Annotated in this window: 21 protein-coding genes and 1 pseudogene; 12 read left to right on the plus strand and 10 right to left on the minus strand. The window is 65.4% G+C overall.

Annotated features, from left to right (window positions below; genetic code table 11):
* Together HZZ13_RS29040 and HZZ13_RS29045 are read right to left on the minus strand one after the other, a co-directional pair.
* Positions 1 to 416: pseudogene (locus HZZ13_RS29040) on the minus strand (hypothetical protein); the annotation flags it as partial.
* 37 nt (positions 417 to 453) lie between these two features.
* Positions 454 to 1746, minus strand: a complete 1293-nt coding sequence (locus HZZ13_RS29045) for an adenylosuccinate synthase (RefSeq protein ID WP_197962944.1) — start codon at positions 1744 to 1746, stop codon at positions 454 to 456.
* A gap of 423 nt (positions 1747 to 2169) precedes the next feature.
* Here HZZ13_RS29045 and HZZ13_RS29050 point away from each other — a divergent pair, with 423 nt between their 5' ends.
* Entirely contained in the window at positions 2170 to 3102 is a 933-nt protein-coding gene (locus HZZ13_RS29050) for a DMT family transporter (protein WP_197962945.1), read from the plus strand.
* 690 nt (positions 3103 to 3792) lie between these two features.
* Here HZZ13_RS29050 and HZZ13_RS29055 read toward each other — a convergent pair.
* On the minus strand, positions 3793 to 4182 hold the full coding sequence (locus tag HZZ13_RS29055) for a DUF1330 domain-containing protein (RefSeq protein WP_197963019.1): 390 nt from the start codon (positions 4180 to 4182) through the stop codon (positions 3793 to 3795).
* 104 nt (positions 4183 to 4286) lie between these two features.
* On the opposite strand from HZZ13_RS29055, the gene HZZ13_RS29060 reads away from it, so the two are divergent.
* Positions 4287 to 5222 (plus strand): DMT family transporter, encoded by a 936-nt coding sequence (locus tag HZZ13_RS29060; protein ID WP_197962946.1) that lies wholly within the window; start codon positions 4287 to 4289, stop codon positions 5220 to 5222.
* 222 nt (positions 5223 to 5444) lie between these two features.
* Entirely contained in the window at positions 5445 to 6422 is a 978-nt protein-coding gene (locus HZZ13_RS29065; RefSeq protein WP_197962947.1) for a Bug family tripartite tricarboxylate transporter substrate binding protein, read from the plus strand.
* A gap of 167 nt (positions 6423 to 6589) precedes the next feature.
* On the opposite strand, the gene HZZ13_RS29070 is transcribed toward HZZ13_RS29065, so the two are convergent.
* Positions 6590 to 8275 (minus strand): methyl-accepting chemotaxis protein, encoded by a 1686-nt coding sequence (locus HZZ13_RS29070; RefSeq protein WP_197962948.1) that lies wholly within the window; start codon positions 8273 to 8275, stop codon positions 6590 to 6592.
* A gap of 253 nt (positions 8276 to 8528) precedes the next feature.
* Between HZZ13_RS29070 and HZZ13_RS29075 the strand changes: the two genes are divergently transcribed.
* From HZZ13_RS29075 to HZZ13_RS29095, 5 genes are all read left to right on the plus strand, one after another.
* Positions 8529 to 9572 carry a C-terminal binding protein gene (locus HZZ13_RS29075; RefSeq protein ID WP_197962949.1) on the plus strand — a complete coding sequence of 348 codons (1044 nt, stop codon included), beginning with the start codon at positions 8529 to 8531 and terminating at the stop codon, positions 9570 to 9572.
* Between the two features lie 86 nt (positions 9573 to 9658).
* The gene (locus HZZ13_RS29080; RefSeq protein WP_197962950.1) at positions 9659 to 11002 is read left to right on the plus strand and encodes an ABC transporter substrate-binding protein; all 1344 of its coding nucleotides are present in this window, start codon (positions 9659 to 9661) and stop codon (positions 11000 to 11002) included.
* Between the two features lie 167 nt (positions 11003 to 11169).
* Positions 11170 to 12126, plus strand: coding sequence for a carbohydrate ABC transporter permease (locus tag HZZ13_RS29085; RefSeq protein WP_197962951.1), 957 nt, complete (start codon positions 11170 to 11172; stop codon positions 12124 to 12126).
* On the plus strand, positions 12119 to 13018 hold the full coding sequence (locus HZZ13_RS29090) for a carbohydrate ABC transporter permease (RefSeq protein WP_197962952.1): 900 nt from the start codon (positions 12119 to 12121) through the stop codon (positions 13016 to 13018). The genes HZZ13_RS29085 and HZZ13_RS29090 overlap by 8 nt, the downstream gene beginning before the upstream one ends.
* Before the next feature lie 84 nt (positions 13019 to 13102).
* A complete protein-coding gene (locus HZZ13_RS29095; protein ID WP_197962953.1) occupies positions 13103 to 14458 on the plus strand; it encodes an esterase-like activity of phytase family protein in 1356 nt (451 codons plus the stop codon).
* A gap of 231 nt (positions 14459 to 14689) precedes the next feature.
* On the opposite strand, the gene HZZ13_RS29100 is transcribed toward HZZ13_RS29095, so the two are convergent.
* From HZZ13_RS29100 to HZZ13_RS29125, 6 genes are all read right to left on the minus strand, one after another.
* Positions 14690 to 15514 carry an energy transducer TonB gene (locus HZZ13_RS29100; protein ID WP_197962954.1) on the minus strand — a complete coding sequence of 275 codons (825 nt, stop codon included), beginning with the start codon at positions 15512 to 15514 and terminating at the stop codon, positions 14690 to 14692.
* The gene (exbD, locus tag HZZ13_RS29105) at positions 15514 to 15954 is read right to left on the minus strand and encodes a TonB system transport protein ExbD (protein WP_197962955.1); all 441 of its coding nucleotides are present in this window, start codon (positions 15952 to 15954) and stop codon (positions 15514 to 15516) included. Before exbD ends, HZZ13_RS29100 begins: the two co-directional genes overlap by 1 nt.
* Before the next feature lie 3 nt (positions 15955 to 15957).
* A complete protein-coding gene (gene exbB, locus HZZ13_RS29110; protein ID WP_197962956.1) occupies positions 15958 to 16734 on the minus strand; it encodes a tonB-system energizer ExbB in 777 nt (258 codons plus the stop codon).
* Between the two features lie 27 nt (positions 16735 to 16761).
* Positions 16762 to 17271: a heme utilization cystosolic carrier protein HutX gene (hutX, locus tag HZZ13_RS29115; RefSeq protein ID WP_197962957.1), complete on the minus strand. Its 510-nt coding sequence runs from the start codon at positions 17269 to 17271 to the stop codon at positions 16762 to 16764.
* Positions 17272 to 17298: 27 nt separating this feature from the next.
* The gene (hmuQ, locus tag HZZ13_RS29120; protein ID WP_197962958.1) at positions 17299 to 17631 is read right to left on the minus strand and encodes a heme-degrading protein HmuQ; all 333 of its coding nucleotides are present in this window, start codon (positions 17629 to 17631) and stop codon (positions 17299 to 17301) included.
* Positions 17632 to 17724: 93 nt separating this feature from the next.
* A complete protein-coding gene (locus HZZ13_RS29125) occupies positions 17725 to 20073 on the minus strand; it encodes a TonB-dependent hemoglobin/transferrin/lactoferrin family receptor (protein WP_197962959.1) in 2349 nt (782 codons plus the stop codon).
* Positions 20074 to 20334: 261 nt separating this feature from the next.
* On the opposite strand from HZZ13_RS29125, the gene HZZ13_RS36990 reads away from it, so the two are divergent.
* The 4 genes from HZZ13_RS36990 to HZZ13_RS29145 are packed head-to-tail and all read left to right on the plus strand — an operon-like array spanning position 20335 to position 23367.
* Positions 20335 to 20541 carry a hemin uptake protein HemP gene (locus HZZ13_RS36990; protein WP_246504594.1) on the plus strand — a complete coding sequence of 69 codons (207 nt, stop codon included), beginning with the start codon at positions 20335 to 20337 and terminating at the stop codon, positions 20539 to 20541.
* 5 nt (positions 20542 to 20546) lie between these two features.
* Positions 20547 to 21497, plus strand: a complete 951-nt coding sequence (locus tag HZZ13_RS29135) for a heme/hemin ABC transporter substrate-binding protein (protein WP_197962960.1) — start codon at positions 20547 to 20549, stop codon at positions 21495 to 21497.
* The gene (locus HZZ13_RS29140) at positions 21494 to 22579 is read left to right on the plus strand and encodes a FecCD family ABC transporter permease (protein WP_197962961.1); all 1086 of its coding nucleotides are present in this window, start codon (positions 21494 to 21496) and stop codon (positions 22577 to 22579) included. The genes HZZ13_RS29135 and HZZ13_RS29140 overlap by 4 nt, the downstream gene beginning before the upstream one ends.
* Positions 22576 to 23367 carry a heme ABC transporter ATP-binding protein gene (locus HZZ13_RS29145; RefSeq protein ID WP_197962962.1) on the plus strand — a complete coding sequence of 264 codons (792 nt, stop codon included), beginning with the start codon at positions 22576 to 22578 and terminating at the stop codon, positions 23365 to 23367. Before HZZ13_RS29140 ends, HZZ13_RS29145 begins: the two co-directional genes overlap by 4 nt.
* Positions 23368 to 23398: the final 31 nt, after the last annotated feature.

Raw genomic sequence — 23398 nt, forward strand, 5'->3', positions numbered from 1 at the left:
GCGCGTGGCGGACGCGGGGTCTCGCCCTGGTCGTCGACATTGAAGGAGGGGCGGTCGGCGCGCGGCGGCGTCGGGGCCGGACGCGTGCGCGGCGGCACTGCTGCCGGGTTGCCCTCGGTGGCACGGGTGCTGGCGCGGCGGAAGGCATCGCCACTTGAGCCGGAGGGGGCGCCGCCACCGGGACGCGAGGCCTCGCGGGCCCGCTGGGCGGCCTCCGATTCGACCTTGCGGACGGCCTCCTCGAGCGACAGCCGTTCCCGGGTGATCTCGGATTCGGAGAGCGGCGGCTGCACGCTGCGCAGCTGCGCGATCAGGGCCGTGCGCGCCCGCTCATAGAGCGCGCGACGGCTTTCGCCGGGAGCGTTGGGGTCCAGGGCGGCAATAGCTCGGGCGATCAGCGGATAGTAATCAGCCATTTCTACTCAACTATACGCGCGTCCCGGTAAGATATCGTTAAGCCTCAAACGGATTTTGCACCAGGATAGTATCTTCGCGTTCCGGGCTGGTGGAAAGCAGCGCGACCGGACATCCCACCAATTCCTCGATCCGCCGGACATATTTGATGGCCTGCGCCGGCAGGTCGGCCCAGGACCGTGCATTGGCGGTCGGCTCCTTCCAGCCCTCGATGGTCTCGTAGATCGGCTCGACGCGGGCCTGCGCGCCCTCGCCGGCCGGGAAATGGTCGATCTCCTTGCCGTCGAGCTTGTAGCCGGTGCAGACCTCGATCGAATCGAAGCCGTCGAGGATGTCGAGCTTGGTCAGCGCGAGGCCATTGATGCCGCAGGTCCGGACCGCCTGGCGGACCAGCACGGCGTCGAACCAGCCGCAGCGGCGCGGACGGCCGGTATTGGTGCCGAACTCGCGGCCGCGCTCGCCGATCTTGCGGCCGATCTCGTTGTCCTGCTCGGTCGGGAACGGGCCCTGGCCGACGCGGGTCGTGTAGGCCTTGCACAGGCCGAGCACGTAGCCGACCGCGCCCGGCCCGAGGCCGGCGCCGGTCGCGGCCTGGGCCGCCACCGTGTTGGAGGAGGTGACGTAGGGATAGGTGCCGTGGTCGACGTCGAGCAGCGCGCCTTGCGCGCCCTCGAACAACATGCGCTTGCCGGCACGCCGCTCGATATCGAGCAGCCGCCAGACCGTCTCGGCGTAGGGCAGGAGCTGGGGCGCCATCGCCATGAGCTCCTTCAGGATCACGGCGCTGTCGAATTCCGGCAGGTTGAGGCCGCGGCGCAGCGCGTTGTGGTGCGCCAGCAGGCGTTCGATCTTGTGCGGCAGCGTCTGATGATCGGCGAGATCCATCAGGCGGATGGCGCGGCGGCCGACCTTGTCTTCATAGGCCGGGCCGATGCCGCGGCGGGTGGTGCCGATCGCGGTCGCGGCGCTGGCGGATTCGCGGTGTGCATCGAGCTCGCGGTGCAGCGGCAGGATCAACGTGACGTTTTCCGCGACACGCAGGTTGTCGGGACCGACATCGACCCCCTGCGACCTGAGCCTGGCGACCTCGTCGAGGAAGGCGGCGGGGTCGAACACCACGCCGTTGCCGATCACCGACAGCTTGCCCTCGCGCAGCACGCCGGAGGGCAGGAGCGCGAGCTTGTAGGTCTTGCCGTTGATCACCAGCGTGTGGCCGGCGTTGTGGCCGCCCTGGAAGCGGACGACGATATCCGCCTGCTCCGACAACCAGTCGACGATCTTGCCCTTCCCTTCGTCGCCCCACTGGGCGCCGACGACGACAACATTGGCCATTCGCGGGTAATCCTGTTCAACCTGTCTCTAGAGGCATGATCCTCGCGGAAAACCGGTGCCCACTCTTCCGGGATCACGCCTGCGCCCAGCCCAATCGGCAGCCGGAGCCGCCCGCACGCAAGGCAGCCAACCGGATAAAGGAAGCAGCCCTTCTAGGCAAGCAAGAACGGGGCTTTTTCGGGCTCCGGAGCCGGGTCCAAGCCCTTGATATCCGCGGAAAATCCCGAACCCTTAAGGGCCGGCGCAGCCGCTTCGACCAAAGCGTGAGAGGCCGCCTTCGCCGCCAGCATGGTCGCGATGCGTCCGCCCCCCGTTGATGCAACCTCGTTTTACGTGTCTTTGGACCTGCCGGGCGATCAGCCGGCCCGGACCTTGCCGGGCCGGAGGGCCCGGCGCACTCGACGCGGGGCTCCAATAATCACAATGTCCGCCACCGGCCAGACCACGCGCGCGGAAACATCCGGCCACAGCTGGATCGCCAACCAGCCTTACCTGCTGCTCAGCATCACTGCGCTGTGCTGGGCCGGCAACGCCATCGTCGGGCGGCTCGCTGCAGGCCACATTCCCCCGGTCACGCTATCGTTCCTGCGCTGGTTCTTTGCCTTCCTGCTGGTGCTGCCGTTCGCCTGGAAGCACCTCGTGCAGGACTGGCCGGCGATCCGCGGCAAGCTCGGGCTGATGGTCACGCTCTCGGTCACCGGCATCGGCGCCTTCAACACGCTGCAATATTGGGCGCTCGAGCATACCCAGGCGCTGAACACGCTGCTGCTGCAGTCGGCTGCGCCGCTGCTGGTGGCGCTGTGGTCGCTGGCCATCCTCGGCATCCGTCTCACCGCGGCGCAGGCCTTCGGCGTGCTGCTGTCGATGTGCGGCGTGCTCACAATCCTGCTGCATGGCGATTTCACCACGCTGTCGAGCATCGACTTCAACAAGGGCGACCTGATCTTCCTCGTCGCGCTCCTGATCTTCGCGCTCTATTCGGTGCTGTCGCTGAAGCGGCCGCCGATGCACGGCCTCTCGTTCCTCGCCTTCACCTTCGGCTGCGGCGCCGCCTGTCTCATTCCGCTGGAGATCTGGGAATTGTCGGCGCGGGCGGTGATGAAGCTCGACGGGCCGAACCTCTTGACCCTGTTCTACGTCGCCGTTTTCCCCTCGGCACTCGCCTATCTCTGCTTCAATCGCGGCGTGCGCCTGATCGGCGCCAACCGCGCCGCACCGTTCTTCCACGTCGTGCCGGTGTTCGGCTCGATCATGGCGATGGCTTTTCTGGGCGAGCACCCGCAGGCGTTCCACTTCATCGGTTTTGCATTGGTGCTGGCGGGCGTATTCGCCGCGTCGCGGAAGCAGGCGACTTAGGCGACCGTTTCGTCCAAACACGCAGGTGCCTCTTTCACCCTCCCCTGGAGGGCAGGGCTATCGCATGTGGCGCACACGATGCTGCGGCATCGGCGGTGGGCTCCCTGTACCCTTTTGGGTGCGGTTCTTGGAATGCGCCGCGGGTCTCGCGAAGTGAAGCTTAGCGAAACGGAGCGTGACCTGCGGCGCCGGCGCAGATCAGCGTAGGATTCCGGAACCGAGCCGATTCGCCGGGAGCAACCAAGCGCTCCCCGTGGTCCAACCACCTGGAGAGGATGTGTGCCCTGACGGATTGGCCGTGATCGATGCCCCGTGGGGAGTCCGCGCCACCGAGCCGCTTGCGGGGGAGGGCTGGGGTGGGGGTGTCTCCGCGTTGGGATTGTCGAGGATTGTGGAGGACGTCCCTGCGTGGCGAGAGCCCTCACCCGCCGCGCTCTGCGAGCGCGTCGGCCTCTCCCGCAAGCGGGAGAGGCGGAGCAAGCCCGCGGACAATCTTCGTGAAATCCATATGCGATTGCCCTGCCCTGGAGAGGGAGGGTCGATCGCGCGTAGCGCGAGCGGGGTGGGGTGATCTCTCCGTTCGGGCACTGTTTGATGCGGAGAGACCGTCACCCCACCCCGCTCCGCATTGCGCTTCGCTTCATGCGCAGCGACCCTCCCCCTCCAGGGGAGGGTAAGAAGAGCGCGCCGCTATTTCGGCTTGAACTTGCTGTACGCCTCGCTCGTCGCAATGATCACGTGCTCGGCGCAGCCGTTGACGCGATGCGGATCGGCTTCGCGCTCGTAGGCTTCCGAGGTCATCATGTCGAGAAAGGCCGAGACGGACGGGTAATGCACCAGCGCGACGAAGTCCCAATCGTTGCCCGCGTGCGGACCGAGCGCGACCGCCTCGGCTTCACCGGTCCAGAGCAGCGTGCCGCCGCGCGCCTTGATCATCGGCACCGTGATCGCGCTGTAGCGCAGGTATGCCTCCCGGCCCGACCCGTTGCCGTCGCGCGAGCGCGCGTGGAAGCGCATCAGGTTCAGCATCACCACCGGCGCATTCGAATCGAGCCGCTCCAGGCCCTCGATGTTCAACATATTGACCGCCAATGACACCTCCTCAAGGCTCGGCTGCATTGTAGCATTGCGGCGCTGTGACTTGTGCCACGACGGTAATCCGGCGCAAGCTCGCGTAAACGCCCATGACAATTGCTTCGCCCGCGTCACCGGCCGCTGGTCCGGCCAGCTGGCTCAACAACCAGCCTTATCTGCTGCTCAGCCTGACCTCGCTGTTCTGGGCCGGCAACATTGTGATCGCGCGCCATGTCGGCGCGCATGTACCGCCGCTGACGATTACCACGATCCGCTGGTTCGGCGTGTTCCTGATCCTGCTGCCGTTCGCCTGGCCGCATCTGAAGCGCGACTGGCCAGCCTTGCGCAGGAGCCTGCCCCTGATGCTGTTCCTGTCGCTGGTCGGCTTTGCCTTCAACAACGCGATCTCGTACTGGGCGATGCAATACACCGAGGCGCTGAATGCGCTTCTAATCCAGTCGGCGGGTCCGCTGTTCGTGGCGCTGTGGTCGCTGGTGCTGTTCGGGGTGCGGCTGACCGGCGCGCAGCTCGGCGGCATCGCGATCTCGCTGCTCGGCGTGCTGATCATCATCCTGCGCGGCGACCTCGCGGCGCTGGCAAGCATCAGCTTCAACAGGGGCGACATCATGTTCGCCTCCTCGCTGGTGGCGTTCGGGCTCTATTCGGCCCTCATCCCGCGCCGGCCGAAGATCCACCAGCTCTCCTTCCTGTCCTTCACCACCTGCTGCGGCGCGACCATGCTGCTGCCGACGGCGATCTGGGAGGCGGCGAGCGGCCGCGTGCTGCAATTCGACGCGATCACGCTGGCGACGCTGGGCTACATCCTGATCTTTCCCTCCACCCTCGCCTATCTCTTCTTCAACCGCGGCGTGGCGCTGATCGGGCCGAACCGGGCGGCGCCGTTCTTTCACTTGGTACCGGTGTTCGGCTCGGCGATGGCGATCCTGCTGCTCGGCGAGAAGCTCCAGCCATTCCACCTGATCGGTTACGCACTGGTGCTCGCTGGGGTCGTGCTTGCCTCGCGCCGCGGCTCGGCGGTGACGTAATTCCGCGCGACGGATCTCGTGTCCCGGACAAGATGCAGCGCGCCAGCGATGCATCGCGGAGCCGAGACGCAGATTGCCGCGGGCGTGGGCCCCGGTTCAGCAGTGCATCACGCCGCGAAGAGTGGCGCGATGCACTGCGCCCGGGGCACGAAACTGATGTCTTCCGATCTTGGCGAAGACAAGCTAGGTTCCCCGCCAACGAAAAAGAGGGAACGACCAGACATGATTTCCGGGCTGATACGAAACCTGCGGACCGTCGCCGCGGCCGCGCTGTGCCTCACGGCAGCATCCACCGCTCACGCCGACACCTATCCCAGCCGCAACATCACGCTGGTGCTGCCGTTCGCGGCCGGCAGCGGCACCGACACCACGACGCGGCTGATCTCGCAGCACCTGTCGCAGGCGCTCGGCGTTCCCATCGTGATCGAGAACAAGGCGGGCGCCAACGGCATGCTTGCCGCGACCTATGTCGCCAAGGCCGCTCCCGACGGCTACACGCTGCTGGTGACGACCAACACCACTCATTCGGCCAATCCCTATCTGCTCAAGAACCTCACTTACGATCCGGTCAAGGATTTCACCCCGATCGCCCGCACCGGCGATCTGCCCTTCATGCTGGTCATCAATCCCGAGGTGCCGGCCAAGACGGTCGGAGAGCTGGTGGCCTACGGCAAGGCCAATCCAGGCAAGCTGAGCTACGCCTCGGGCTCGTCGGCGGCGATCGTGTCAGGCGCGACCTTCGCGCACAATGCCGGGCTCGACCTGCTGCACGTGCCCTACAAGAGCTCGCCGCCGGCGCTCAACGACGTCATGGGCGGACGCGTCTCGATGATGTTCGTCGACATCCTGACCGGTCTGCCCCACGTCAACGGCAACGCGCTGCGCGCGCTCGCCGTCACCACCAAGGACCGCTCACCGCTGGTGCCGCACCTGCCCTCGATGCAGGAGGCCGGCGTTCCGGACTTCGACATCTCGTCCTGGCAGGGCTATTTCGGCCCCGCCGGCATGCCGAAGGAGATCGTGACGCGGCTCAACACCGAGATCCGCAAGATCATCGAGAACCCGGAGATCAAGGCCAAGCTCGCCACGCTTGGCATGGACGCCTTTTCCGGCACGCCGGAGCAGCTCGGCACCTTCGTGAACGAGCAGCTGGTGCTGTGGGAGAAGCTGATCACCAACGCGAAGATCGAGAAGCAGTAGAACGGTCTCGTGTCCCGGACAAGATGCAGCGCGCCAGCGATGCATCGCAGAGCCGGGACCCAGGCTGCAGCAAGCATGGGCCCCGGCTCTGCAGCGCACCGCTGAACCGGACGATGCTTCGCATCGCCGGGGAAGCGCTGCGCTGCGTCCGGGGCACGAGACCTGTCTTACGCCGCGCGGACCTTGGCGAGGAAGCCATCGACGGCATTGCGCAGCGCGCCGGACTGGTTGTCCAGCTCGCGGGCGTTCGTGAGCACGTCGCTGGCCGCGCTGCCGGTCGCTTCCGCGGCCGAGGTGACGCTGCCGATATGGGCGTTGATCTCGCTGGATCCGGCCGCGACCGACTGGATGTTGCGGGCGATCTCGCGCGTCGCCTCGCCCTGCTGCTCGATCGATGCGGAAATGCCGGCGGTGATCTCGCTCATCTCGGCGATCGTCTGGGTGATGCCGGAGATCGCCGCCACCGCGTCGCTGGTCGAGGTCTGCATCGCCGCGACCTGGGCGGAGATCTCCTCGGTCGCCTTCGCGGTCTGGTTGGCGAGTGCCTTGACCTCGGAGGCGACCACGGCGAAGCCGCGGCCGGACTCGCCGGCACGCGCCGCCTCGATGGTGGCGTTGAGCGCGAGCAGGTTGGTCTGCGCCGCGATCGAGTGAATGAGCTTGACCACCTCGCCGATCTTCTCGGCACCGGTGGAGAGCTCCTGCACCGTGGCGTTGGTGCGCTCGGCATCGTTGACGGCACGGCTCGCAACTTCGGTCGAGCGCGTCACCTGGCGCGAGATTTCCGCAACCGAGCTCGACAGCTCTTCGGCGGCGGCCGCAACGGTGCCGACATTGCCGGACGCCTTCTGCGAGGCGGCACCGACGGTCGCCGCGCGCGAGGAGGCATCGCTGGCGGTCGCCGTCATCGATTGCGCCGTGGTCTGCATGCCGGCTGCGGCCGCGGAGACCGAGCGGACGATGCCGTTGACGCTGCGTTCGAAGTCGTTGGCGATCTCCTCCATGGCGCTGCGGCGTTCCGCTGCGGCGCGTTCCTTGGCGTCCGCCTCGGTCTTCTCGAGGTCGCGGATGCGGACCGCGTTGTCCTTGAAGATCTGGACGGTCGCGGCCATCGCGCCGACCTCGTCGCCGCGGCCGACGCCGGGGATATCACCCTCGAGCTTGCCGTCGGCGAGATCCTTCATGCGGGCGCCGAGCAGAGCCAGCGGAGCACTGATGCTGCGGCCAAGCAGCCAGGCGATGCTGCCGGCAACCACGACGATGCCGAGCACCGCCAGGCCGAGCAGCCAGTAGACCGGGCCCATCTTGGCGTCGATGTCATCCAGATAGGCGCCGGTGCCGAGATACATGTCGAAGCCGGGGACCGCGACGGCGTAACCGATCTTGCGGATCGGCGTTTCCTGGCCGGGCTTCATGTATTCGTATTGAAGCAGAATCTCGCCGTTGGCCTTGACGCCGTTCATCAATTCCAGCGACAGCTTGCGGCCGTTGGTCACGACGTCCATTCGGTTGGTGCCGATGACCTTCGGATCGGGCGCAAGCTGGGTGAGACCGTCATAGGACGTGCCGAACAGGTAGCCGGCACCCTTGTCGTAGGTCATCGCGTTGCCGTAGCGGCGAAGCTCGGCCATCGCGGCGTCCTTCGTCATCTCGCCGGCATCGACGCGCTTCTTCAACGCGGCGGCATAGTTGCGCGCCAGCTCGACAATCGCCTTGGCCTGGTCGATGCGCGCATTCACCATCTCGCGCTTCATCAGATAGCCGGCGAGAACTCCGGAGATGCAGAGGCCGAACAGCGTGACGCCGACGAGAATGCCAAGCTTCGAGGCGATCTTCAGATTGCTCAACTTCACGGGATAGCTCCGGCAAGAACGGGATACGGGCACGCGAGTGAATCGATCGAAATTGAATCAACTTTTAGGGAGCGACACCTTAGCAAGTTCCTTACGCGTCTCCGTAGAAGCCCTGACGGCGCCGACAAAACCGGCAATATTCATCGCTTCGGACAACCGGCAATTGTACGCACTCGCCCGGATTTCGCGTAAAAGACGCAAAGGCCCGCCCGTGGAGGCGGGTCACAACAAGAAACCAGATCGGGAGCAGAGAATGCCGAAATACAGGGTGGTGACGCCGAAGGGTGCGAGCTTCACGGTCGCCGGCAGCGATTATTCCTATGAGCGCGAGGCGCTCGATCCGATCGATGCCGAGATCGTCGAGGCGCCCGCCGACGAGACCGGGTTCATCGCCGCCGCGAAAAATGCCGACGCGATCTACGCCAAGGCTATCCCGATCACCAAGTCGATTATCGATGCGCTCGAGAACTGCAAGGTCATCACGCTCGGCTCGGTCGGCGTCGACAGCGTCGACGTCAAGGCCGCCACTGCCCGCGGCATTCCGGTCACCAACATCCCCGACACTTTCATCGAGGAGGTCGCCGACCACGCCATGATGCTGCTGCTCGCGGGCTTCCGCCGCCTGGTCGAGCAGGACCGCATGGTGCGCGACGGCCGCTGGGCCGAGGGTCGGCCGGCGCTCTTGAAGATCCCGAGGCTGATGGGCCAGACGCTCGGCTTCATCTCGTTCGGCCGCGTCGCGCGTGCGGTCGCGAAGCGCGCCGCGCCGTTCGGCCTGCGCATGATGGCCTACGACCCCTTCATCCAGGAAACGTTGATGTACGACCACGGCGTGATCCCGGCGACGCTGAACGAGGTGCTGTCGCAATCGGACTTCGTCTCGATGCATGCCCCTGCGCGGCCCGAGGTGCACCACATGCTGACCGAGAAGCACTTCCGGCAGATGAAGAAAGGCTCGATCTTCATCAACACCGGTCGCGGCGCCACCGTGGACGAGGAGAGCCTGATCAAGGCGCTGCAGGAGGGCTGGATCGCACACGCCGCCCTCGACGTGCTGGAGAAAGAGCCCCCTTCGCACAACAATCCCCTGCTCCGCATGGAGAACGTGACCCTGACCGCCCATGTCGCCTCGGCCTCGGCACGGTTCGACGAAGCGCGCAAGCGCCGGGTGGGCTACGAATTGTCACTGGTGCTTCAGGGCATGTGGCCGGTAAGCTGCGTCAATCCGTCAGTGCTGCAGAACACCACGCTCCGCCGCTGGCAACCCGTCAGCATGGATCGCGGGCCGAACAGCTAGGCGGCCGGCGCAAGAGGCGCCTACGACCGAAACGGCCCTTCACCGGTGATCAACGCCGGGAAGGGAGACATCATAGGGAGGTACTGATGAGGAACGACATCACACGTCGTGATGCCTTGGCGCTGGGCCTGTCCGCTGCAACGCTCGCGGCCACCGGTGCTGCAGCGCAAACATCAAACATCAAGGCTGCCGACGTCCCGGCACCCAAGCTCGAGATCGAGAAGGGCGCGTCCTTGCGCATGCTGCGCCCGGTGCGCTTCGTCCAGGCGGACGAGGACGTGTTCCGCGCCAATGCGGCAAAGTTCACCAAGGACACCGGGGTCGAGGTCAAGGTCGACTTCGTCGGCTGGGAAGACATCAACCAGCAGACCGCGGTAACAGCCAATTCCGGCGCCGGCCCCGATATCATCATCGGCTTCTCCGACGCGCCCCATATCTACATCGACAAGCTGATCGAGCTCACCGACGTTGCCGACTATGTCGGCAAGCGTTATGGCGGATGGCTGCCGCTGGCGCAGCGCTACGGCAAGAAGAACAAGAGCGAGTCCTGGATCGGGCTGCCGTTCGGCGCCACCGCGGGACCGCTGATTTACCGCAAGTCCGTCCTGCAATCGGTCGGCTTCGACAAGGTGCCGGAAGACCATGCCGGAATCGTCGACCTGTGCCAGAAACTGCACAAGGCCGGCAAGCCGGCCGGCTTCGCGCTCGGCAACGCCAAGGGCGACGGCAACGGCTTCGCCAACTGGGCGCTGTGGTCGCACAATGCCGCGCTCCTCGACGAAGAGGGCAACCTCACCATCAACAGCAAGGAGACGATCGCCGCACTGAACTGGGTCAAGCAGCTGTACCCGACCTTCATCGCCGGCACGCCGTCCTGGAACGACGTCAGCAACAACCGAGCCTATTCCTCGCAGGAGATCGCGCTGACGGCCAACGGCGTCTCGCTCTATTTTTCGCTGAAGAACGATCCGGCCACCAAGGCGATCGCCGACGACAGCGAGCATCAGCTGCTGCCGAAGGGCCTGGCCAAGGTCTCACCGATGGCAGGTCTGACGCTGAACGCCATGGTGTTCAAACATAGCCAGTACCCGAACGCGGCGAAGGCCTTTCTGCAGTTCATGCTGGAAAAAGACCAGTACGAGCCCTGGCTCAACGCCAACTCCGGCTATTGGTCGCAGCCGCTCGCCGCCTATGCCGAAGCAGCCGTTTGGAAGGGCGACCCCAAGGTCTCGATCTTCAAGGATACGATGAAAAGCACATACTACGACGGCTATAAGGGACCGATCTCCACGGCGACGGGCGCGGTCAGTGCGGACTACGTGCTGATTCAGATGTGCTCTGCCGTTGCGACCGGAGCAGCCACGCCAGAGGCTGCCGCCGCCGAAGCCGAGCAGCGCTGCAAGCGCTACTTCCGGCGGCAGGGCCGGTAGAAATCGATCAAGCCGTCGTCATTGCGAGGAGCACGTGACAAAATTGCAGAGCAATTTTGCACTGAAACGACGAAGCAATCCAGACTGCCACCGCAGAACCAGACTGGATTGCTTCGCTTTGCTCGCAATGACGGGTGTAGTGATAGTCTAGACGGGACAACGCCCTGATGTCCGTGACGACGCTTTCCTCCCATGCACTGGCGCAACGGCAGCCGAACTGGATCGTGCGGCTGTTCGACTACAAGCCGTTCCTGATCGCGATGTGCCTCGCGCCCGCGCTCGGGCTGCTCGCGGTGTTCCTGACCTACCCGCTCGGCCTCGGCATCTGGCTCGCCTTCACCGACACCACGATCGGCCGGCGCGGCATCTATGTCGGGCTCGAGAATTTCCAGTACCTGCTCACCGATCCCCTGTGGTGGAACGCGGTGTTCTACAGCGTGTTCTACACGGCCGTGGCGACCTTCGGGAAATTCGCGCTCGGCTTCTGGCTCGCCCTGCTGCTCAACAACCATTTCCCGTTCAAGAGCCTGCTGCGCGCCATCGTGCTGCTGCCCTGGATCGTGCCGACGGTGCTCTCGGCGCTGGCGTTCTGGTGGATCTACGACCCGCAGTTCTCGATCATCTCCTACCTCCTGGTCGACGTTCTGCACTGGAGGTCGAGCAATATCGACTTCCTCGGCTCGCCCTGGCCGGCGCGCTTCTCTCTGATCGCCGCCAACATCTGGCGCGGCATTCCCTTCGTCGCGATCTCGCTGCTGGCGGGCCTGCAGACCATCTCGCCCTCGCTCTACGAGGCCGCGATGCTGGACGGCGCCAGCGCCTGGCAGCGCTTCCGCTACATCACCTTCCCGATGATGATGCCGATCCTCGCCATCGTCATGACGTTCTCGATCATCTTCACCTTCACCGACTTCCAGCTGGTCTACGCCATCACCCGCGGCGGTCCGGTGAACTCGACCCATCTGCTGGCGACGCTGGCGTTCCAGCGCGGCATCGCCGGCGGCGAGCTCGGCGAAGGCGCGGCGATCGCGGTGTCGATGATCCCGTTCCTGGTGTTCGCGACGCTGTTCTCCTATTTCGGCCTGGCGCGCCGCAAATGGCAGCAGGGAGAGGCCAATGACTGACACCGTCGCGCAATCGACCGTCGCCAACGCAAAGGCGCCGCCCGACACCATGGCCTGGGATTCCGGGCTGCGGCGGCTGATGATGATCTACCTGCCGCTCGGCTGCTTCGTTCTGATCCTGCTGTTTCCGTTCTACTGGATGGCGATCACCTCGTTCAAGCCGAACGCGGAGCTGATGAACTACCGGGACAACAACCCGTTCTGGATCTCATCGCCGACGCTGGCGCATATCAAGCACCTGTTGTTCAACACCGCCTATCCGCAATGGCTGAAGACGACGATGCTGGTCGCCATCGGCTCGACCACGCTGTCGCTGATCGCGTCTACGCTGGCGGCCTACGCGATCGAGCGGCTGCGCTTCCGCGGCAGTCCCTATGTCGGCCTCGGCATTTATCTCGCCTATCTCGTGCCGCCGTCGATTCTGTTCATCCCGCTCGCGACCGTCGTGGTGCAGTTCGGCCTGTTCGACTCGCCGCTGGCCCTGATCCTGGTCTATCCGACCTTCCTGGTGCCGTTCTGCACCTGGCTCCTGATCGGCTATTTCAAGTCGATCCCTTACGAGCTGGAGGAATGCGCGCTGGTCGACGGCGCCACGCGTCTGCAGATCCTGCGCCGGATCACGCTGCCGCTCGCGGTGCCCGGGCTGATCTCGGCCGGCATCTTCTCCTTCACGCTGTCCTGGAACGAGTTCATCTACGCGCTCGCCTTCATCCAGAGCGGCGCCAACAAGACGGTGCCGGTCGCGATCCTGACCGAGCTCGTCACCGGCGACGTCTATCAATGGGGTGCGCTGATGGCGGGATCGCTGCTCGGCTCGCTGCCGGTCGCGATCTTCTACTCGCTGTTCGTGGATTATTACGTGTCCTCGCTGACGGGGGCGGTAAAGGAGTAGACGAAGCTGTGACCTTTGGCCCGGCTTCACAATCCTGCAACATGCGATCCGCATAAAACGTGCGTCCGCCAACAGGAGACGCACATGCGCGCGACCTTTCTTTGCACCGTCGCCACGATCATTCTCACCGCGAGCGCCGCGCTCGCGCAGGGCGAGGGCGAATTCCCCGCCAAGCTCGCCGGCCACGTGGTGATGCCGGCCGAAACGTTCATCGAGGCGCCGGCTGATGCCCCCGCCGATCTCAAGACGGCGGGCAAATATACCACCGGGAAGCGGGTCGACGCGCTCGGCACCGTCATGGGCAAGTCGTTCGAGCGTCCAACCGGCGTGTCGCTGCCGTTCAAGGGCCAGCCGCTGCAGGGCCATTCCGGCATCAAGACCATGCCCGACGGCACGTTCTGGGTCCTCACCGACAACGGCATGGGCGCCCGCGCCAACTCGCCGGATTCGATGCTGTACCTCAACCGCTACAAGATGGACTGGGCCAGCGGCAAGATCGAGCGGCTGGAAACGATCTTCCTGCACGATCCCGACAAGAAGGTGCCCTTCCGCATCGTCCATGAAGATACGCAGAAGCGCTACCTCACCGGCTCCGACTTCGACACCGAGGGCTTCCAGATCATCGGTGATACCTTCTGGATCGGCGACGAGTTCGGCCCCTATATCCTGAAGGCCGACAAGTCAGGCAAGATCCTCGGCGTGTTCGACACGGTGGCCGACGGCAAGCCGGTGCGCTCGCCTGACAATTGGGCGGTGGGAACGCCGGCCGCGCCGGGCGCGACCTACACCAATGTCAATCTCCGCCGCTCCAAGGGCTACGAGGGCTTCGCCGCGTCCAAGGACGGAAAATTCCTCTACGGCCTGCTCGAGGGGCCGCTGTGGGACGCCGACAAGAAGGACTGGGAGAAGGTCGACGACAAGGAAGCCTCCCGCATCCTCGAGTTCGACGTCGCCGCGGAGAAATTCACCGGACGCTACTGGCAATATGTGTTCGAGCAGAACGGCAACGCCATCGGCGATTTCAACATGATCGACCAGGCCTCCGGCCTCGTCATCGAGCGCGACAACGGCGAAGGCACGGCCGACAAGGCCTGCCCGCAAGGCCAGCGCGGCGAGAACTGCTTCCCCGACATTGCCAAGTTTAAGCGCGTCTACAAGATCGAGCTGACCGACGCCAATGTCGGCAAGCCCGTGCGCAAGATCGGCTATATCGACCTGATGAAGATCAAAGACCCCGACAAGAAGGCGAAGAAGCCGCTCAACGACGGCGTCTACACCTTCCCGTTCTTCACTATCGAGAACGTCGATCGCGTCGACGACACCCACATCATCGTCGGCAACGACAACAACCTGCCGTTCTCCTCCAGCCGCGATCCCAACAAGGCTGACGACAACGAATTCGTGCTGCTCGAGGTCGCGGATTTCCTGAAGGCGAAGTAAGGGGAGGCCCTCGCCTCTCTCTCCCCGTACGCGGTAGGGCTATCCCATATGAGGGTGAGCGTTGGGGCACCAACGGTCCCACAGCGTCATGGCCGGGCTTGTCCCGGCCATCCACGCCTTTCCACGTAGCACAAAGAACGTGGATGCCCGGGACAAGCCCGGGCATGACGACCGCTACTGAATTCAAATGCGGTGGCCCTGCCGCACGCCGGGAGAGACGAAGAGGCCGGGTTACTTTACCGTAAACTCCACCGGGATCGTGAAGCTCATCGCGCCGTTCTTGATCTCATCCGGGATCGGCGGGAACGGCGAGGCCTGGCGGAGCATGGACATCGCCTGGGTGTCGAAGGCGGCGACGCCGGACGAACCAGCGAGGCGGCTCGACGTCACCTGCCCGCTGCGGCTGATGCTGAAGTTGAGCCTTGCAACGCCACGCTGGCCGCCGCCGGCGGCCGGGTATGAATGGAAGCGCATCAGATGCGCGCGGACGCGTTGGTTGTAGGATGCGACCGCGGCGGCCGCCGCGCCCGCACTCATGGCCGATGCCATCGGCGCCTCGCGCTCGGCGCGCGGCGGCGCACTGGTGCGCGGCGCCGGAATTGCATCCGACGGCTTCCTGGCCTCGCGGCGAACCAACTTGGGCTTCTCCGGCGCCGGCTTCTCGACCGGCACGATTTTCGCCGGCTCCGTCTTGGTTGGCGCCGGCTCCAGCTTCTGCTCCGGCGGCGCGACCACCTCCGGCCTGTCCTGCGGCGGCGTCGGCGCAATGGTCTCCTCGACGGCCTGCTGCTGCACCGGCTCCGGCGGCGAGGCATCCGCCTCCTGCATCAACGGCCCCGGCGCGACGTCGTCCAACGTCGGCTGCGGCGCCGATGTCATCGGCGACATGTCGATCATGATCGCAGGCAGGCTGACGCCCTGCTCGGGTTGCGTCCTGAGCCAGCTCATTGCAAGCAGCGCGGCCCCCACATGCAACGCCACGATCGCGGCCGCCGACAGGCCCCAGCGCAAGCCGTCGCGCTCGCCGGGCGGCAAGGCGAAGGCGTTCGCTGCCATCAGCTGCGTCCGTCGAGGCCGACGAGGGCGACCTTGAGATAGCCCGCGTTGCGCAAGGTGTTCATCACCTCCATCAACTCGCCATAGGAGACGGCCTTGTCGGCGCGCAGATAGATGCGCTCGTCCTTACGGCCCTTGGTGGCGGCATCGAGCGAGGTGATGAGCACACCGCGAGCGACGACATCCTCTCCCACCGCGATCGAAAGGTCCGGTTTGACGGTGACGAAAACCGGCTTGTCGGGCCGCGGTGCCGGCTCGGCCGCCGTTGCCGGCAGATCGACGCCGATGTCGACGGTGGCAAGCGGCGCCGCCACCATGAAGATGATCAGGAGCACGAGCATGACGTCGATGAACGGGGTGACATTGATCTCGTGGGTGACCTCGAGCTCGCCGGAATCGCCGCGCGCGCCGAGCTTCGATGTCCCGAGCTTGGCCGCCATGGCCTACTCCGCCGCCCGGGCCAGACGGAAATGGCCGTGGTCGCGCTGGCGGCTCACCATCAGCATGAGCTGCGCCGAGGCGTCGCCGAGCAAAGCGCGGTAATTGGCGATGCCGCGGACGAGATGATTGTAGATCACGACCGCCGGAATCGCGGCGACGAGACCGAGCGCGGTGGCGAGCAAGGCTTCCGCAATGCCGGGCGCGACCACCGCAAGACTGGTGGTGTGGCTCTCCGAGATGCCGATGAACGAATTCATGATGCCCCAGACGGTGCCGAACAGGCCGACGAACGGCGCGATGGCGCCGATGGTCGCGAGCACGCCGGTACCGCGCGCGATCTGTCGGGACATCGCCGCCTCGACCCGCTCCAGCCGCAACGCGATGCGCTCCCGCAGGCCGTCGTCGAGAACGCCGCCGGAGAGCTCGGCCTCCCTGGCGCAGGACTGGAGCAGCTGCGCGACCGCATCGCGCGCGTCCCCGGTCCGTGCGCATGCTTCGGCCAGCGTCACGTTGCCCTCGAGGGTGCGCGTCCGCTGCAGGGCGAGCGAGCCCTTGCGACGCAGCTCGATGGTCTTGGCGAGCCAGACCGTCCATGTCACCAGCGAAGCGACGGCGAGCCCGACCATCACGATCTTCACGACGATGTCGGCACCGAGGAACATGCCCCAGGGCGACAGATTGCGCGGCAACAGCGCCGCGTCGATCGCAAACGCCGGTGCCGGCGCCAGTGCCAGCGCACTTGTTAGGATCACATGGCGAAGCCTGGAATTGCTCTGCATCCTGATCTCCCGACCCGTTGAAGCAAGCTAGAGCGCGGGCGCAATCCGGTCCGCAAGCTGCCGGAACCGCGCCAGCTGATCCGCCCGCAGCGCCCTGGTCTCGTCGCGGCCGACGAAGACCTTGAACATGATGCCGCCGTCGGCGTTCACGAAGGCGACGAAGGCGGACATCTTGCCCATGAACGGCCGCTCGACGAAGGCGACGCCTGCGCAGCGCTCGTGGCGGAGATGACCGTGCAGGCCCTTCGGCTGCATCAGGTTGAAATAGCCGCGGCCGATCTCGCCGGCCGGAACGGCGCCGGTGAACTCGAAGATCGCATCATCCGTATGCACGATCAGCGTCACCTCGCCCCATTCCGAAATGTCCTGCATGGCGGCGGCGAAATGCTCGCCGCCTCCCATGCGCACCATGGCGGCCGGCAGCGCCTCGATCACCGCGCGCGGTGTGACGTTGCGCTCGCGCGCGACGTCCTCGATCACCGCGCCGGGATTGTCGGCCATATGCGCCTTGAGATCTGCGAGGTCGGTGCTCAGCATGTCCGGCTCCCTTCGTGCGCCATCACCTCAGGCCGCAGCGGCCTTGCGCTCGCTCTGGATCACCTCGAAGCCCTCGAATTTGGGATGGCCGAGATAGAGGCTCTCGCCGGTCTTGTTGTCGGCGCGCGCATGAGCGCGGCGGAATTCCTCCGAGCGCGTCCAGGCCTCGAAAGCCGCCTTGTCGACCCAGGTGGTGTGCGACGAATAGAGCGTGTGGTCCTCGGCCTCCGGTCCCTTCAACAGATGAAACTCGACGAAGCCCGGCATGCTGCCGAGATAGGATTCGCGCGTGGCCCAGACGGTCTCGAACGCGGTCTCCGCGCCCTTCTTCACCTGGAAACGATTCATAGCGATGAACATGAAAGTCTCTCCTTCTGATCAAAACGAAACATGCCGAAGCCGCGCTGGAGCATCAGCGCGGCCCGGCGGAGGTTGACGGTGTTGCGACGCGTCTTACGCACCTCCAAAGTGGATCTTCATGCCGGCCTTGTAGACCCTGCCCGGCCCCGGGGCCGACCACAGCACGTCGTTCTGCGTGGTGCCGTCGGTCGAGCTGCCGGGAATGGCGTAAGGCCGGTAATACTGGTTCAAGAGATTGTCGATCGAGGCCGTGAACACGATGTCCCTGGTCGCGTTGTAGGTCATGTACAGGTTCACCAGCTCGTAGCCGGTCGCGGGCAGATAGCCGGCCGGCACATCATTGTTGGGACCATATGACGCCCACTGCGCCGACAGGATCAGCGTGCGATCCAGCAGGCGGACGCCGGCGGTGGTGACGACCTTGCGCGGCGTGATGGTCGCGAGCCCGATATTGGTGGCGACGTTCTTGCCCTTGATGTAGTGGCCTGCGACGCCGATGAACCAGTTGCCGGCATCGTACATCGTCTCCGCCTCGACACCTTCGATCCGGGCATTGGCGATATTCTGGTACTGATAGTACTGGCTGAACGATCCGAACGGCGGCACCGGGACCGGCGCCGAAGCGACGAGGTCGATGTAATCCGAGACGTCGTTGCGGAACAGGTTGATCTTGCCGCGGAAGGAGTCGTTGGCGCTGAAGATGTTGTCGTACTTCAGGTTGAAGCCGACTTCCTTGTTCTTGCCGACCTCGGGACGAAGGCTCGGGTTGGGCAGGAAGCAGAACAGGCCGACGGTGCCGTTTGGACAAGTGAAGAAGGCCGGTCCGCCACCGGTGGCATGCGCGCCCGAGATGACCGTCTCGGTGATGGACGGGGCGCGATAGCCCTCGGCATAGCTGACATAGGGCTGGAAGCCCGGCACGGGCGTGACGCCGAGCGTGATCTTGGGCGAGAAGCGGTCGCCACCGGCATGCGTATTGCCTGAATCGAGGTCGTAGCGGTCATAGCGGATCGCACTCACCGCTTCGAACCAGGTGCTGTAATTCTGCTTCAACTGGATGAAGCCGCCCGACACGGTGCGAATGCCGCTCGGCGTCGTGATGTTGGAATTGCCGCGGCTGTCGGTCGTGATCACGTCATCCTGGAAGGCGTCGACGCCCCAGGTGACGGCATTGCGCCAATCGCCCACGTTGAAGCGCGTCGTGTTGTTGACGTCGATGCCATAGGTGTTGAGGACATAGCCGCGCTTGTCGCCGACGCAACCCGAGACATTGTTGCCGAGACCGCCGTTGCAATAGGCCGTCGGCGTCGTACCGTAGTGGTAGGTCTTAGTCTGATCGTTATCGACGCGGTTGCCGTAGACCGACATGTGCCAGTCGAACAGATTGTCGCTCGGCAGCGAATAGTTCCAGGTGATGCTGCCGGTGTAGTTCTTGGCGTCGGACGCATAAACCGACGAGCCACGATTCAGGGCGATCAAAGCTGGGCTCGTGGTCGGACCGCGGTTGAACTGGCCGATGTCGTATTGATAATCCTGGAAGACGGCCCCGAACTTGACTTCGTGACCGAGGGCCGGTCGCACCGTGAGCTTCATCAGCCCGGCCTCGACCTGGTTGCCGGTGTTGCCGATCTCGGTGCCGTTGCCGTCCTTGTAATTGCCCTGGGTGCGGTAAACGGCGCCGCCGAAGATATCGACGTCGGGCGTGGCGCGCACGCCGCCGAACACGGAGCCCAATCCGCGATTGTTGTTGGAGCCGTAGGAGCCGGAGAGATCGACGCCCCAGCGCTCGCCGGGACGCAGCACGTCGTCGATGTCCTTGGTCCGGAACGAGACCAGGCCGCCGATCGCGCCGGAGCCGTAGATATTGGCAGTCGGTCCGCGCACGACGTCGACGCCGCCGATCAATTCGGGATCGAGGAAGAAGGAGCCGTTGGCGTTGTGGCCAGTGCGCTGGTAGTTCTGCCGCGCACCGTCGACGACGACAGCGACGCGGCCGAAATCCTGCAAGCCGCGGATGTTGATGACGGTTGCGGGATCGTCACCGCGCTCCTGGAACGACACGCCGGGCACCGCATAGAAAATGCCCGACAGCCGGTTCGGCTGGATGCCCTGGATCTGGTCGAGCGAGATCGAGCTGACGGGCGCGAGCGCGTCGATCGCGCGTTCTTTCGTCTTGGTTGCGGCGGCGGTGATGGTATCGAGCACTTGAACGGGTGCCGTGCCGCCGGCCTGGGCACGGGCATTCAGGGTGTCGGGCGTTGCCTGCTGTGCGACTTGCGGCTTCGCAGGCTTGCGCTTGGCCTGCTTCGGCCGTTCGGAGGACGCGCTTTCACTCTGCGGCGATGCGGTCTGCGCGAGACTGCCCTCCGCTGTCATTGCCGCCATTGAAACCACCGACGCGCTCAAAATCAGGGCGCGCGAATACCTAGCCCCGTCAGCCATATCAGCCCCAGCCTGCACTTCACTTTATTTTTTGATGTCGTCTGGCTGGCGTGCGCTCGCAACGCGAGCGACTGGCTGGCTGTGTCTCAAGAGGCGGGCAAGTTTCCCCGCTGCCAGAAATGGTTACGTGGCAACACTCTGACGGTCAATGACATCAGGTTACAGTTTATATCGATTGTAAATTGCAACCGTTGGAATGCGCTCGGCGCCGCCTGTACAAACGGGCGGTCCTCGAAGTTTCGAAAGCGCATCACACCGACTATGTCAGCAACATCAGGAGACAGCAGCGGCAGCGCGGCAGGGCCGGCACAAAGCCCTTCTGCAACAACGCGAACTCTCACCATGCGCGGGAGCCGCATCGACAGCCGTGAGCTGTTTGCCGCCGAGCGCGAGATCATCATTGCGCATGGCGAGGACAGCTATCGTCTCCGCCTGACCTCGCAGAACAAGCTGATCCTGACGAAGTAATTGCAATGGCATTTTGCCGCACGCTCGCCCGTCTCCTGCTCTCCGGCGGAATCGCGTTCGCGTCTGCTGCGCACGCCGCGGGGATCACCGTGCATGACGCGCGCAATCGCGAGGTCACTGTTGCCGATTTTGCCCGCACGGTGTCGATCGGCGGCGCCATCACCGAGATCCTCTATGCGCTCGGGCTGGAGAGCCGGCTGGTCGGCGTCGACACCACGAGCCTTTATCCGTCGGCGGCGCTGCACGACAAACCCAATGTCGGCTATATGCGCCAGATCTCGGCCGAGGGCGTGCTCGGTCTCAACCCGACGCTGATCCTGGCGATTCAGGGCTCGGGCCCGCGCGAGACCTTGGACATCCTGGAGACGGCGAAGGTGCCGCTGGTGCTGGTGCCCGAAACCTTCTCCGAGGACGGCCTGATCGAGAAGATCAGGCTGGTCGGCCACGTCATGGGCGTCGATGCGCGTGCCGAATGTCTCAGCGCCGCCGTCGCCGCCGATCTTGCGCAGCTCCGTGCACTGCGCGCCAAGGTAACGAAGCCGGTGCGGGTGATGTTCGTGATGTCGCTCCAGAACGGGCGGGCGATGGTGGCGGGCCACAAGACCGCGGCGGACGAGATCATCCAGCTCGCGGGCGCGGCCAACGCGGTCGACGATTACGACGGCTACAAGATCATCAGCGACGAGGCGATCGTGGCCGCAAGGCCCGATGTCGTGCTGTCGATCGAGCGCGGCAAGGATTCGCTGCAGGCCGATGCAGTCTATACGCATCCCGGCTTTGCGCTGACGCCGGTCGCGGCCAACAAGAGCTTCATCACCATGGATGGGCTTTATCTGCTCGGCTTCGGGCCGCGCACCGCGGCGGCGGCGCGCGATCTCTCGGTCAAGCTCTATCCGGCCCTGGCCGAGGGCGGCGCGTTCACGTCGGCGCTGTCGACGGCGAATTGCCGGCAATGAGCGTGGCCGTCGGGATCGAAGCGCGAAGCCCGCGACGCAGCGCGGGACGGCGGACTTCATCGTTCGCGATTCCGCTTCTGCTCGTGGTGCTGCTGGTCACCGCGATCGCCGCCCTGACGGTCGGCGCCGCCGGCATCCCGCTCTCCCGCCTGCCGGCCGCGCTGGGCCTCACCGGCGAAAGCACGGCCATCACTGCCCGCGACCAGCTCGTGCTGTGGTCGATCCGCATCCCCCGGATCGCGGCGGCCGCGATGATCGGCGGGCTGCTTGCCGCGGCCGGCGCGATCATGCAGGGGCTGTTCCGCAACCCGCTCGCCGATCCCGCCCTGGTCGGCGTCTCCAGCGGCGGCGCGCTCGCAGCGGCAAGCGCGATCGTCTTCACCGATTCCCGCTTCGGCGAGGCGCTGCGCTTTCTCCAGACCGAGCTGTTGCCGCTGGCGGCCTTCGCGGGCTCGCTGGCGACCACCGCAATTCTCTACGGCATCTCCAGCCGCGCAGGGCGCACCTCGATCGCGATCTTCCTGCTCGCTGGCGTCGCCATCACGGCAATCGCCAATGCGGGCATCGGCCTCCTGGTCTTCATCGCCGACGACCGCCAGCTGCGCGACATCACGTTCTGGATGCTGGGCTCGATGAGCGGGGCGACCTGGACCAAGGCCGCCGTGCTCGCGCCGGTCCTCATTGCCGGACTAGCGGCCTGCGCCTTCATCGCCCGCGGTCTCGATCTGCTGGTTCTCGGCGAGGCCGACGCCTTTCACGGCGGCGTCGACGTCGAGCGTCTGAAGCGGATCTCGATCGTAATGATCTCGGCCATGACCGGCGTCGCGGTGTCGATCAGCGGCGTGATCGGCTTCGTCGGCATCGTCGTGCCGCATCTGCTCCGCCTCGTGATCGGCCCGGCGCATCGCCTGCTGCTGCCGGCTTCGGTGCTATCAGGCGCAATCCTGATGGTCGGCGCCGACACGCTGGCACGCACCATCGTCGCGCCGGCGGAGATGCCGATCGGCATCCTGACGGCGGCCGTCGGCGCACCCGTCTTTCTCTTCATCCTGCTGCGGCAGCGCGGGCTCGCCGCGCTATGACCGCGGTGCTCGAAGCACGACACTTGGGCAAGCGCGCCGGCCGCGCGACATTGCTCGATGGCGTCGGCCTGTCGGTTGCGGCCGGCGAGATGGTCGCCATCATCGGCCCGAACGGCGCCGGCAAATCGACGCTGCTGCGGCTGCTCTCCGGCGATCTTCGCCCGAGCGCCGGCGAGGTGCGGCTCAAGCAGCGCGACATCGGCAGCTTCACGCCGCGCGAGCTCGCCGCGCGCCGCGCCATGCTGTCCCAGCACGTCAATGTCACCTTCCCCTTCACCGTCGAGGAGATCGTGCTGATGGGCGCGGGCGAGCGCAGCTTGCGCGAGGCCGAGCCGCTCGTCGACGCCGCGCTGGACGAGGTCGGCCTGTCGCATTTCTGCGAGCGGCAATTGCCGACGCTGTCAGGCGGCGAGCAGCAGCGCGCCCATTTCGCCCGCGTCCTGGTGCAGCTCGCCTGCGGCGAGGCCGAGCACGGCCCCGGGCTTTTGCTGCTGGACGAGCCGACCTCGAGCCTCGATCTGCGTCACCAGATCGACCTCGTCGAAGCGGCGCGCCGCCGCGCTGGCAATGGCACTGCCGTCATCGCCATCCTGCACGATCTCAATCTCGCGATCCGCTTTGCCGACCGGCTGGTCGTGCTGGCCGGCGGCAGGCTCGCCGCGGACGGCCCCCGCGCCGAAGTCGTCACACGCGAGAGGATCCGGGATGTGTTTGAGATCGACGCGGTCGTGCAGCAGACAGACGGCGTGCCGTACGTGCTGCCGCAGTCGATGCGGGCGGTACCCTAAGGCCTGATGACCTCGCTGGCGCTCCGACAGA

The sequence above is a fragment of the Bradyrhizobium agreste genome, from assembly GCF_016031625.1.
GTDB classification, from domain to species: Bacteria; Pseudomonadota; Alphaproteobacteria; order Rhizobiales; family Xanthobacteraceae; genus Bradyrhizobium; species Bradyrhizobium agreste.